At 60.7% G+C, this 13,497-nt stretch carries 7 protein-coding genes and 2 pseudogenes; 8 read left to right on the top strand and 1 reads right to left on the bottom strand.

Features of this window, described 5'->3' with window-relative positions; all coding sequences use genetic code 11:
• Positions 1–611: DUF1028 domain-containing protein (locus tag Q0M35_RS12600; protein WP_295315805.1), on the top strand; the 611-nt coding region annotated here is incomplete at its 5' end.
• An 80-nt stretch (positions 612–691) separates the two neighbouring features.
• On the opposite strand, the gene Q0M35_RS12595 is transcribed toward Q0M35_RS12600, so the two are convergent.
• On the bottom strand, positions 692–1,930 hold the full coding sequence (locus Q0M35_RS12595; protein WP_295315803.1) for an NAD(P)/FAD-dependent oxidoreductase: 1,239 nt from the start codon (positions 1,928–1,930) through the stop codon (positions 692–694).
• 273 nt (positions 1,931–2,203) lie between these two features.
• Here Q0M35_RS12595 and Q0M35_RS12590 point away from each other — a divergent pair, with 273 nt between their 5' ends.
• From Q0M35_RS12590 to Q0M35_RS12560, 7 genes and pseudogenes are all read left to right on the top strand, one after another.
• Positions 2,204–2,854, top strand: coding sequence for an XRE family transcriptional regulator (locus Q0M35_RS12590; RefSeq protein ID WP_295315801.1), 651 nt, complete (start codon positions 2,204–2,206; stop codon positions 2,852–2,854).
• 133 nt (positions 2,855–2,987) lie between these two features.
• The gene (locus tag Q0M35_RS12585) at positions 2,988–3,884 is read left to right on the top strand and encodes a glutamine amidotransferase family protein (protein WP_295315799.1); all 897 of its coding nucleotides are present in this window, start codon (positions 2,988–2,990) and stop codon (positions 3,882–3,884) included.
• Position 3,885: 1 nt separating this feature from the next.
• Positions 3,886–4,569, top strand: coding sequence for a GXGXG domain-containing protein (locus Q0M35_RS12580; protein WP_295315797.1), 684 nt, complete (start codon positions 3,886–3,888; stop codon positions 4,567–4,569).
• Positions 4,570–4,586: 17 nt separating this feature from the next.
• Positions 4,587–5,918, top strand: a complete 1,332-nt coding sequence (locus Q0M35_RS12575) for an FMN-binding glutamate synthase family protein (protein ID WP_295315795.1) — start codon at positions 4,587–4,589, stop codon at positions 5,916–5,918.
• Positions 5,919–5,985: 67 nt separating this feature from the next.
• Complete coding sequence (glnT, locus tag Q0M35_RS12570) at positions 5,986–7,317, top strand: type III glutamate--ammonia ligase (RefSeq protein WP_295315793.1); 1,332 nt, start codon at positions 5,986–5,988, stop codon at positions 7,315–7,317.
• Between the two features lie 149 nt (positions 7,318–7,466).
• A pseudogene (locus tag Q0M35_RS12565) lies at positions 7,467–13,262 on the top strand (GAF domain-containing protein); the annotation flags it as partial.
• A gap of 72 nt (positions 13,263–13,334) precedes the next feature.
• Positions 13,335–13,497 (top strand): annotated as a pseudogene (locus Q0M35_RS12560) (histidine kinase dimerization/phospho-acceptor domain-containing protein); the annotation flags it as partial.

Below are 13,497 nucleotides of genomic sequence, written 5' to 3'. Positions count from 1 at the left end.
CTTCGCCCGCCGTTGCGGCGCGGTGCGTCTATACCCGCGCCGGCATTGGTGCCGTGGCAACCCAGAATGTAACCGATCCGCGCCTGGGCCCTGAGACACTGGATCTGATGGCGGCCGGGCTGAGCGCCCCTGAGGCAGTGTCCCGCGTTATTGCGGAGACCGATTTTCCACAGTACAGGCAGGTGCTTGCGATTGACGCCAGGGGCCGGACTGCAGTGCACTCCGGCCCGGAGGCGCTCGGAATTTTTGCCGATGCGGCCGGACGTGATGTGATCGCGGCGGGGAACCTGTTGGCGGATGCATCCATACCGGCGGCCATGGTCGCAGGATTTGAGCGCGCCACCGGCCATTTCGGGGACAGGCTGCTGGCCGGGCTGCGCGCCGGTCTCTGCGCCGGCGGCGAGGCGGGGCCGGTGCATTCCGCCGGCATGCAGATCAGTGACGCGGTCAGCTGGCCCGTGACGGACCTGCGGTGCGACTGGACGCAGACCTGCCCGCTCACAGCGCTGGAGGAGGCGTGGCAGGTCTATAAACCGCAGCTTTCCGACTATGTGCAAAGGGCGCTGGATCCCCGCGCAGCACCATCTTACGGGGTGCCAGGTAACGAATAAAACGGCGCGCATGCGCAGTCCCGCCTACAGCCCTCGCAGACGCCAGGCCGCTTACTTAAAGAGTGCGGCGCCCGCAGGCCTCATGCGTCCCGCTCGGTGTTGCCGGCGATATGCGCTGCGAGATATGCCGCATCTTCCCAGACACCCCAGATAAAGGACGAGCCGCGCATTGAGAGCCAGGGCAGGCCGAGAAAGTACACGCCCCGTGATGCTGATACGCCGCGGTGATGGGACGGTCTGCCCTGCGCATCAAATGCGTCAACCTGAAGCCAGCCGAAATCCCTTGCGTATCCAGTGGCCCAGATAACTGTCGAAATACCCGCCTGCGCAAGATCAAGTCTGGAGAGCGGTCGGGTCAGGCACTCCGGATCGTCAGGCAGCGCGCGGGCGTCCGGATCGGGGGGCAGATCGGCACCACCAGCCGCAACATAAGCGTCAGCTTCATCAAGGAGCGCCAGATAATTCGCGTCTCCGCGTGCGATATTTCGTGCAAGATCAGGGGCAATCTGCAGCACGCCGTGCCGGAAGCTCTGTGTCATCCCCAGAAGTGTGATCCCGGCGTGAGCAAAACGCCGGAAGTCCACTGTTCTGCCGCCGTGCGCACCGCTGACGGCAATAGTCACATGCTCTGAACCTGCGGGGGGTGTCTTCATCTCCCACTTGCCCAGGCGGCCAAGCCACCAGACGAAATCCTTGCCCCGGTAGCGGCGGGGCGGCCGGTCGTGCGGGCCGACCGACAGATAAACGCACCTGCCCGCGCGCGACAGCTCTTCGGCGATCTGCGCCCCGGAGGATCCGGCACCGACCACCAGCACTGCACCGTCCGGTACCCGGCCCGGATCGCGATAGGCTGACGAATGTATCTGCAGCAAACCGGGTGTCCGCGGAATGACAGGCGGGATTGCGGGGAGCTGAAAGGGCCCGGTGGCTGCAACTACATGATCGGCTGTTACAGGCCCCTGTGAGGTCTCCGCGCGGAACCCCTGGCCATATGTCGCGCGCCGGACCGACTGCACCTCGACGCCGCATCGCACAGGCGCACCGGTCTCGCGGGCGAATTCCTCGAAATAAGAGACGACGCTCTGCGCGGAAGCAAAATCATCCGGAGCGGTATCAGCGAATACTTTGTCGGGAAACCTGTCGTGCCAGGCCGGTCCATTGGCGACAAGCGATGCCCAGCGGGCGCTGCGCCACGTTTCTGCGATACGATCACGCTCAAGCACCAGATGGCCGATGCCCTGTTTGCCCAGATGCGCGCTCATCGCAAGGCCGGCCTGGCCGCCACCGACAATCAGTGTGTTCACATGCTCTGCCGTCATCCGGTCGTTTCCTGATCTTCTGTTATTTCGCTTCACTCTAAAGCAGCATGCTGAGGCGCAACACTCTCAAACGGCGACTGCGGGGCGTCTCGCAGACACGCTGCCGGCTTTCCGGGCAGGGCCGGTTACCGGTGGCTGCGCCGCGAGTTCGCTGGACAGCCCGTTATGCGCCTGTATCCTGATCTCTGCGCGGGCTTTGACAGGGCGGATATCTCCGCTTGTGGCAAACGCAAACAGCCGGGCGCGATATACAACGCCGGAGAGGAGGCATGCATGGATCAGAGTGACGGGCGGGAACATGCGCGGGGCCTCTCGCAGGATCCGCACCGGCTCAGAGACAGCACCGAAAAGGTTCTGGAAGTTGCCATCGGACGCGAGGTACGTGCCTTTCGCCACCAGCATGGAATGACCGTTGCCGATCTGGCTGCCGGAACCGGACTGTCATCCGGGATGCTCTCAAAAATCGAGAACGGCAATATTTCACCCTCACTGACGACCCTGCAGGCGCTGGCGAATGCGCTGAGTGTGCCGCTTACAGCATTTTTCCGGCGCTTTGAGGAGCGGCGCGAGGCTGTGCATACTAAAGCCGGTGACGGGGTTGAGACCGAACGGGCCGGAACCCGTGCGGGTCATCACTACACGCTGCTCGGTCATCTTGAAGCCAGTTCCGCCGATGTGATTGTCGAGCCCTATCTGATCACCCTCAGCGAGGATTCAGACCGCTTCCCGGCATTCCAGCATGAAGGGGTCGAGACCATCTACATGCTTGCAGGTATTGTAGAATATCGTCACGGCGACGCTGTGTACCGGCTCTGCCCGGGCGATACGCTGCACTTTGACGCCGATGCCCGCCACGGACCGGAAACACTGGTCGATCTGCCCGCGCGCTATCTGTCGGTTATTGCCTACCCGCGCCCGTCCTGAAGCGCCTTACTGCCGCTATAGCGGGCAAATGCACCGTATATCATTCCTCTGAAGAAATAATTGTTCTTTTGGGTGGAATGACCCGCCCGGTCAGCTATGATAGTCCGGGACATCAACGATCAGGCAGCGGGATATGTGTGGGATTGTCGGGCTCTTTCTGAAAGACACGTCACTTCAACCGGAACTGGGCAGTATGCTGACGCAGATGCTGGTCACCATGACCGACCGGGGGCCGGACAGCGCCGGTATCGCGATCTACGGGGCCGAGGTGCCTGGTCAGTCGCGGCTGACGGTCCAGTCCGACAACGCGCAGCACGATTTTGAAACGCTTGCTGCTGATCTGTCCCGGGCGCTCGGCGAGCCGGTGACACAGCGCGTCAACGGCTCGCATGCTGTTCTGTCTCTAAGCCGCGACAAATCCGCGGCTGCGCGCGAACTGATCCGTACTCTGCGTCCGGATATCCGCGTAATGTCCGACGGGGATGTTATTGAGATTTATAAAGAAACAGGCCTTCCCGAAGATGTGGCCACACGTCTTTCTCTGGCGCGGATGGGCGGTACGCACGGTGTCGGACACACCCGGATGGCGACGGAATCTGCGGTCACCACGGAAGGCGCACACCCCTTTTCCACCGGTTCTGACCAGTGTCTTGTGCACAACGGATCACTGTCTAATCATAATGCGCTGCGGCGGCGGCTTACCCGCGAGGGCATCCGTATCGAATCGATGAACGATACCGAAGTGGGCGCTGGCTATCTGACCTGGAAAATGCGCGAAGGTGCCACTCTGGGTGAAGCGCTGGAAAGCAGTCTTGCGGATCTTGACGGGTTTTTCACCTTCGTGGTCGGCACCAAGGACGGGTTCGGCGTGGTGCGGGACCCGATCGCCTGCAAACCGGCGGTGATGGCGGAAACGGAGCAATATGTGGCATTCGGCAGCGAGTACCGCGCTCTGGTCAGCCTTCCGGGCATCGAAACCGCGCGCGTCTGGGAGCCCGAACCGGCGACCGTCTATTTCTGGAAACACTGACATGCAGCAATATGATCTCGAAGCGGACGGTTTGCGCGGCCTCAATGCAGCACTGCAGGCGCAGACGGCCGGACCAGAGCAAACCGCCTGGGAGGTGCTGAACCCGCGCGGCAGCCACGCGATTGCGGTGGGGCTCAATGCGCCGCTGGAGGTGACGGTGCGGGGGCCGGCGGGATATTACTGCGGCGGGATGAACCAGCAGGCAACAGTGCGTGTGCAGGGATCTGCAGGGCCCGGTGTCGCCGAAAACATGATGTCGGGCAGGGTCATCATCGAAGGCGATGCCAGTCAGTATGCTGGTGCCACAGGGCACGGAGGCCTGCTGGTAATCAAAGGAAATGCCAGTTCGCGCTGTGGTATTTCCATGAAGGGTATCGACATCGTCGTGCATGGCAACATCGGCCATATGTCAGCCTTTATGGCGCAGGCCGGCTCTCTGGTGGTCTGCGGCGATGCGGGTGACGCTCTGGGTGATTCCATTTATGAAGCGCGGCTTTTTGTGCGCGGATCGGTGAAGAGCCTTGGCACCGATTGTGTGGAAAAAGAGATGCGGCCTGAGCATCTGGAGATTCTGGCAGGATTGCTGGAGCGCGCGGAAAGCGATGCGAAACCAGAAGAATTCCGACGCTACGGGTCAGCACGAAAGCTTTACAACTTTGATGTCGATCATGCAGATGAATACTGAGAGCAGGGATGAAACACATGGATAACAAGGGCATACCACGCACTGTTCCTGCAAAATCCGCAACCTTTACGGATCCTGTAAACGCCGAAATCCGCCGGGCTGCGGCAACCGGCATCTATGACATTCGTGGCGGCGGGGCCAAACGGCGGGTGCCGCACTTCGACGACCTGCTGTTTCTCGGGGCGTCGATTTCACGGTATCCGCTCGAAGGGTATCGCGAGAAATGCGAGACCAAAGTTACGCTTGGTACGCGCTTTGCCAAAAACCCGGTTGAGCTCGAAATCCCGATCACGATCGCGGGCATGAGCTTTGGCGCGCTTTCAGGCCCGGCCAAAGAAGCGCTGGGCCGCGGCGCCAGTGCGGCAGGCACCTCGACGACCACAGGCGACGGCGGCATGACCGCCGAGGAGCGCACGCATTCGAGCAAACTGGTTTATCAGTATCTGCCGTCGCGTTACGGGATGAACCCTGACGACCTGCGCAAAGCTGACGCTATCGAGGTGGTGGTCGGGCAGGGCGCTAAACCGGGCGGTGGCGGCATGCTGCTCGGTCAGAAAATCAGCGACCGTGTGGCCGACATGCGCACGCTGCCCAAGGGCATCGACCAGCGCTCTGCCTGCCGGCATCCGGACTGGACGGGGCCTGACGATCTGGAAATCAAAATCCTGGAACTGCGCGAGATCACCGGGTGGCGGGTGCCGGTCTACGTCAAGGTCGGCGGGACGCGCCCCTATTACGACGTGGCACTCGCGGTCAAGGCAGGCGCCGATGTGGTGGTGCTTGATGGGATGCAGGGCGGCACCGCGGCCACCCAGGATGTCTTTATCGAAAACGTGGGCCTTCCGACGCTGGCCTGCATCCGGCCCGCCGTGCAGGCGTTGCAGGATCTGGGTCTGCACCGTGAGGTCCAGCTGGTAATTTCGGGCGGCATCCGCACGGGGGCGGATGTGGCCAAGGCGCTGGCGTTGGGGGCGGATGCGGTTTCGATCGGCACCGCCGCGATGATCGCCATCGGTGACAATGATCCGAAGTGGGAAGCTGAATATCAGGAACTGGGCACGACCGCGGGCGCCTATGATGACTGGCACGAAGGACGCGACCCGGCCGGGATCACAACCCAGGACCCGGACCTGGCCGCGCGGCTCGATCCGGTGGATGCGGGCCGGCGTCTGCGCAACTACCTCAAAGTGCTGACGCTTGAGGCGCAAACCATTGCGCGGGCCTGCGGGCATAATCACCTGCACAATCTGGAGCCTGAAGACCTGTGCGCCCTGACAATGGAGGCGGCGGCAATGGCAAAGGTTCCGCTTGCCGGCACAGACTGGTATCCGGGTAAAAAGGAAACCTGAAACATCCGGCGCAGACCCGCACAGGCAGCGCCACAACCACGTTTAACGGGGAAAGGAACCGCAGACCATGACAACCGATCTGGCCGCCTTCGCAAGAGACAAGGGCATTAAATACTTCATGATCTCGTTCACGGATCTGTTCGGCGGGCAGCGCGCCAAACTCGTCCCCTCACAGGCGATCGCGGGCATGCAGGAAGACGGCGCGGGCTTTGCAGGCTTTGCCGCATGGCTGGATATGACGCCGGCGGACCCGGATATGCTGGCTGTTCCTGACCCGTCCTCGGTTATTCAGCTGCCCTGGGAGCCGGAAGTTGCCTGGGTCGCCGGAAACTGCGTGATGGAAGGCGAGGATGTGGCCCAGGCCCCCCGGAATGTGCTGCGCCGCCAGATCGAGGCCGCCGCCGAAGAGGGGTTGCATGTCAAAACCGGTGTGGAGGCAGAGTTTTTCCTGCTGACCCCTGAGGGTGATCAGATCTCGGACCCTTTCGATACAGCCGAAAAACCCTGTTATGACCAGCAGGCGGTGATGCGCCGCTATGATGTTGTGCGCGAGATCTGCGATTATATGCTGGAGCTGGGCTGGGGCCCGTATCAGAACGACCACGAGGACGCCAACGGCCAGTTTGAGATGAACTGGGAGTTTGACGACGCGCTGCGCACCGCGGATAAGCACAGCTTTTTCAAGTTCATGACCAAATCGGTTGCCGAAAAGCACGGCTTCCGCGCGACGTTCATGCCCAAGCCCGTCGAAGGCCTGACCGGCAACGGCTGTCACGCGCATATCTCTGTCTGGGATGCGCCCGGGGAAGCGGCAAAGACCAACGTTTTCGCCACTGACAAGGGCGAGGGGCCCACGGGCGAGCTGGGTCTGTCAGAGAAGGGCAAGCACTTCCTCGGCGGCATTATGAAACACGCAAGTGCGCTGGCGGCCATCACCAATCCGACGGTCAACAGCTACAAACGCATCAATGCGCCGCGCACCGTATCAGGGGCGTCATGGGCGCCGAATACGGTGACCTGGACGGGCAATAACCGCACCCACATGGTGCGCGTGCCTGGTCCGGGCCGCTTTGAGCTGCGGCTGGCGGACGGGGCGGCAAACCCCTATCTGCTGCAGGCGGTAATCATCGCGGCAGGCCTCTCCGGCGTTCACAGCAAGGCCGACCCCGGCAAGCGCTATGACATTGATATGTATGCAGAAGGCTATAAGGTTCGCGGCGCGCCGCAGCTGCCGCTCAATATGCTGGATGCCCTGCGCGCCTATGACAAAGACAAAGAGCTCAAAGCGGCGATGGGCGATGCTTTCTCCAGCGCCTTCCTGAAGCTCAAGCACCAGGAATGGGCATCTTTCGCCAGCCACTTCAGCCAGTGGGAAAAAGACAATACGCTGGACATCTGACGGATCAGTGCGCGGGTCGGATGCTGCATTTGCGCACCAGAACAATATGCCGGACACCGGTCGCGGAACGGTCGCAGCAAACAATATGTGATTGCGTTAAAAATCATAGCGTAACGGGCAGAAATCGTTAGCCTGTGCCCGTAGAACAGATGATTGCCCGACCGGGTCACCCGGCGGGCACCCGGGATGCAGGATACGTGGCGCAACCAGAGCTGACCGCAGAACAGGAACTCGACGCGCTGCGCCGGGAAAAGGCGGAAGCTGAAGCGCGGCTTGCGGCCACTGCGGAGATTCTGCAGTCCGTCAAGGCATCCCGTGGCGATGCGCAGCCGGTGTTTGAAGCGGTTGTCCGCAGTGCGACGGAACTCAGCCGGGCAAAATTCTGCATTCTCTGGCGCTATGACGGCCGGATGATCCACCTGTGTGCAAGCCACGGGTTCACGGATGAATTCATGAAAACCTACAGCGCCGGTTATCCATCGGAGCCGGTTCCTGAATCGATGACCGAAGGAGTGATCAGGACCGGTGCTGCTTTCCATCTGAAAGACGCGCAGTCCGACAGCTATTTCGATGCGAATACGGCGAAGGAATATGGTTTCAGATACATGCTGGGCCTGCCTGTCGAAACTGAAGAGGGCCTCTGGGGTATTATGGTTCTGGCCTGGCCCGGCGATGAAGCGCCTGGTCCGGCCATTGAAAACTTGCTGGAAACATTCTCAGACCAGGCAGCGATCGCCATTGAAAATGCCCGCCTGTTCGCCAGCACCGAAGAAGCCATGCAGCGCGAAGCAGCCAGCGCCGAGATCCTCGAAGTGATCAGCGGCGCCACCTCGGACGTGCAGGCGGTGTTCGATCTGATTGCACAAAAGGCGGCGGAGCTCTGCGATGCGCCGTTCTGTGCGGTCTGGCAGTTTATCAGCAACGACGTTGTTAAACTGCGGGCCTATCACGGACACAGCGACGCACAGATTGAGCGCCACAAGGAACACTGGCAGTCGCCCCTGCCGGAGGGATCGATCAACAAAACCGTGCTGGATACAGGCCGGCGGTTCCTGCTCGAGGACGCGCAGGACGAAAGCTATACCGATCATATGATCGCCCGCGAAATGGGGTATCGCCAGAGCATCGGCGTGCCGGTTTTCAAAGGTGACGAGATCTGGGGGACAATCGTGCTGTCCTTTCCCGAGAACCGCCCCTCGCGCCAGGCCGACATCGATATGGTCGAGACATTTGCCGATCAGGCCAGCATCGCCATCGAGAACGCGCGTCTTTTTGACGAGACACAGACAAGCCTGGCGCGTCAGACTGCAAATGCGGAAATTCTCAAAGTTATCAGCAGTTCACCGACAGATATTCAGCCGGTTTTCGATGTGATCGTACAGACCGCCAGCCGGCTCCTGGGGTGCGACAATGCGGTTGTCCATCTGACCGAAGGCGGTGAATACTGGACCGCCGCCGCAGCCGGGGAAAACGGGCGGATCATGACGGCGGAATTATGGGCGAAAATCGCACCTGCGGCGCCGCGTGTGGCGGCAGACGGACGGCCCATGTATCCGGTGGATCCGGAGGTCAATCTGCCCTCCCGGGCCTTCCTGTCGGGGGAGACACTGCATGTGGCGGACTGGACCACGGCCGATCTGCCGCCACAGGCCCGGAAGCGCCGGGCGGAAATGGATGTGGGCTCCTCACTTCACCTGCCTTTGCTGCGTGGCAGGCAGTGTCTTGGGGCACTGACCCTGACGCATCGCGAACCACTTGCGTTTTCCGGGGCCGATATTTCGCTTGCGACGTCATTTCGCGATCAGGCGATGATCGCGATGGAAAATACCCGGCTCTTTTCCGAGACACAGGAAGCGCTGGAACAGCAGACGGCGACGGCCGAAGTGCTTAAGGTCATCAGCCAGTCCGCGTTCGATCTGCCGACCGTCCTGCAGGCGCTCATTGATACGGCGGCAAGGCTTTGTGACGCGTCAATCTGCATTCTTTTCAACCGGGTCGGAGATGAACTTCACCTTGGCGCAAATACCGGGTGCTCGCCCGAGATGATCGCATATCACACCAGACATCCTCACAAAGTAGATCGTACCAATATCGCGGGGCGCGCAGTGCTGGACCGGACCACCATCCATGTTCAGGACATCAGAGAAGACGCGGAGTTCGACACTCCGGTGTCGGTTGAACTGGGCAACTGGCGGTCGATTATCGCAGTGCCGCTCATCCGCGAGGGCGAGATTATCGCGGTACTGGATCTGGCGCGCCCCACGCCCGGGCCTTTCACGCCGCGCCAGATTGAACTGGTGGAAACCTTTGCGGATCAGGCGGTGATCGCCATTAACAACGCGCATCTGTTCAGCGAAGTGCAGGCGCGCACAGCGGAGGTGACCGAAAGCCTGGAATACCAGACCGCTACCTCCGAAGTGCTCAGCGTGATCTCGCGTTCTCCGAATGAACTGGCGCCCGTTCTGGAGGCCATACTGGAGGTCTCGGTGCGTCTTTGCAGCCCCGAAGTTGCTTATGCCACCCTGCTGAACAATGAGACCGGCGTCTATGAGATCGTTGCCACGCATAATGCCAGCGGCAAGTTCCTGAAGGTTCTCTCAGAGCAGAACTTCACGCCGCGCATGGGTACCTGCACAGGGCGTGTGGCCCTCACAGGGGAGACGGTCTACATCCCGGACATCGAAGCGGATCCGGAGTATGACTGGAACAGGCAGGCGAAGGTCGGAGGTTTCTGGTCGACGGCGGGCGTGCCGCTGAAGAAAGACGGCCAGGTTATTGGCACGATCACGCTGGCGCATGTCAGAAAGGCTGCGTTTTCCGAAAAACAGATCACGCTGCTGGAAACTTTCGCCGCCCAGGCGGTCATCGCAATCAGCAACGCGCGGCTTTTTTCCGAACTGCAGGACCGGACAGCCGAAGTAACCGAGGCACTGGAACAGCAAAAGGCCTCGGCGGAAATCCTCAGCGTCATCAGCCAGTCGGTTGAGGACACACAGCCGGTTTTTGAAAAAATCCTCGACAGCTGCCGTACGCTTTTTGGCGGCGAGGAGCTGGATGTTCTGCAGATCGACGAGGGTGGGCAGTTGCAGGTCGCAGCCTATCTCGGAGATTACCGCGACGCGCTTCTTGCAACTTTTCCGGCGCCCTGGGAGATCACACCCGCCGGCGAGGCGATCCGCACAAAACGCGTCGTGAACTATGCCAATGTTCAGAACGATCCGGAGACACCGCCGGTGCTCAGACGTATGGCGCGGGTGGCGGGGTATCATTCGGTGGCTTTTGCGCCAATGATCTGGGAAGGCAAAGGCATCGGCGTCGTCGGTGTCGCCCGGTCAAAGAAGCCCTTCACTGACAAAGAGCTTCGGATCATGCAGGGCTTTGCCGACCAGGCGGTGATCGCAATCCAGAATGCGCGGCTGTTTCATGAAACGCAGGCCGCGCTGGCCCGTCAGACTGCGAGCGCCGATGTGCTGCGGGTGATCAGTGCGTCGCCCGCCGACACAAAGCCCGTCTTTGACGAAATCGTGCGTCTGGCGACCGGCCTGGTGTCCTGTGATCTGGCGATTGTTGTGGAAACGGACGGTACCGAGTTCTGGCAGACCGCCGTGGCAACGCCGGCCGGCGTGGAGGAAAACATAACGCAATCGCGTGCCATACTGGACCCCGAAGACAACCTGCCGTCACGGACGATGGTGGGTAAAGAGACCATCCATATTACGGACTGGACGAAATACGATCTGCCTGCGCGGGACAGGGAGAGTCACGAAAAAAGCGGTTTCATGGCGTCGCTCGGAATGCCGCTGATGCGCGGGGGCAAATGCCTCGGCGCCCTTGCGTTTATCCGCGAGACCGCCGGTCCATTCTCGGCGGAGGACATCGCGATCGCCGAAAGCTTCGCCGATCAGGCAGTTATAGCCATCGAAAACGTACGCCTGTTCCGCGAGACACAGACAGCGCTGGCCCGTCAGACCGCCAGTGCGGATGTACTGCGCTCGATCAGCGCCTCGCCAACCGACACAACGCCCGTCTTTGAGGAGATCGTGCGTCTGGCGATCAGCCTTGTGTCCTGTGATCTGGCAATAGTCTTCGAGACGGATGGTGCCGAAGGCTGGCAAGCCGCCGTCGCGACACCGGACGGGGTCGAAAAAAACATTACTGAACAGCGTGGCAAAGCTGATCCGGACGACAATCTCGTGTCCCGGGTCATAGAGGGTGAAACGCTGCACATTCCCGACTGGACCCGATATGATCTGCCTCCGCGGGACCGCGCGGCTCACGAAAATAACGGTTTTATGGCCTCGCTCATGTTGCCGCTGAAACGGGGTGAAAAGGTTCTGGGCGTTCTCGCACTCATCCGGAAGACGGCGGGCGCGTTCAGCGTCGCCGACATCGCCGTTGCCGAGAGCTTTGCCGATCAGGCGGTGATCGCCATCGAGAACGTGCGCCTGTTCCGGGAGACACAGACAGCACTTGCCCGTCAGACGGCCAGTGCGGACATCCTGCGGGTCATCAGTCAGTCGCCCACCGATACCACACCGGTCTTTGAGGCGATTGCGCTTGCCGGGTGCAGGTTGCTGGCCAGCGACGGCGTGGTTGTGCTGCTCCGCGACCGGGACGCGCTCGTGCCTGCAGCAGGGGTCCAGCACGGCAGGACGATGACGAGTCTGTCGCAGAACAGGATACCGGTTGAAACGGAACGCAACTTTCCGTCGCAGGTCGTGCAATCGTGCAAAATGGTTCACATCCCCGATTACCGGGAGGCGGACCTGCTACCACATGAGGTCGATACATTTAAGAAATTCAACCTGAAATCAGTCCTCTATCTTCCGTTGATGCGCGAAGGCGACTGTGCTGGTGTTCTGATATTCTCGCGCACCGAAGAAATCCGCGCCTTTACCGAAGATGAGATCAGTCTGGGTAATTCGTTCTGTGATCAGGCGGTGATCGCCATCGAGAACGTGCGCCTGTTCCGGGAGACCGAGGCCGCCCTTGCCCGCCAGACGGCCAGCGCCGACATTCTGCGGATCATCAGTGAAGCGCAGTCGGATCTTGCGCCGGTTTTTGATGCTATTCTGAGCCGGGCAGCACAGCTTTGTGACGCGCCGATGGCCAGCCTGAACATTGTCAACGAAGAGCGGACCCACGCCGATCTTGTGGCGCACTGGGGAGACGAGCTTGATGCGCTGGAAGTGGGCAGGACCCAGTGGCCAATGAAACGCGGATTGTCGATCGCGGACAGTATTCTCGACAGAAAGCCAATCCATTTTCACGATCTCAAAGACACTGATGCCTATCGCAACGGTGAAGAGATACGGCGGATGTCTGTTGACAAAGAAGGGGTCCGCACGTTCCTGACGATCCCCTTGATCCATAACAATGTCGGTCTTGGCAACCTCGCTCTTTACAAGCGCGAGGTGAAACCTTTCAGCGACGAGGACATCGCACTGCTGGAGAGTTTTTCCGATCAGGCGGTGATCGCGATCCGGAATGCGAAGATTTTTGAGGAGAACCAGACCGCCCTCGCGCGCCAGACCGCGAGCGTTGATGTGCTGCGTGTAATCAGCTCGTCACCCAATGACGTGACACCTGTATTTGATGAGATCGTGCAGGCCGCCGTCAGGCTGATTTCCTGCGACAGGGCGGTTGTCCTGAGGGCGGATGAAAAAGAGCTCTGGCAGGCTGCGGTGGCTGACACCGAGGGCCTCAGAAAGAACTTTTCCACTGAGCGTCACAGGATCGATCCGGATGATAATCTGCCGTCGCGTGCGCTGCTCGCGCGCGAAATCCAGCACATCCCGGACTGGAACACCGCAGTTCTTCCGGAAAAAGACGTCCGGATCCAGAAGGAAAGCGGATATCAGTCATCGCTGATCGTGCCGCTGTTGCGGGGGGACGAGGCGGTGGGGATGCTGAGTTTTATCCGGATGGAAAGGAAAGCCTTCAGCCGCGACGAGATCGCCCTTGCCCAGTCCTTCGGGGATCAGGCGGTGATCGCCATCGAAAACGTGCGGCTCTTTCAGGAAGCCGAAGACGCCCGCGCCGCCGCTGAGGCGGCCAATGAAGCCAAAAGTGCTTTCCTTGCCACTATGAGCCACGAAATCCGAACGCCGATGAACGCTGTGATCGGGATGAGCGGACTGCTGATGGACACGGCCCTCAACGATGAGCAGGCCGACTACG

The organism is Roseobacter sp. (assembly GCF_024639605.1).
Classification (GTDB): Bacteria; Pseudomonadota; Alphaproteobacteria; order Rhodobacterales; family Rhodobacteraceae; genus Roseobacter.
The sequence above is the reverse complement of the archived record's forward strand: the minus strand, read 5'-3'. Positions and strand labels throughout refer to the sequence as shown.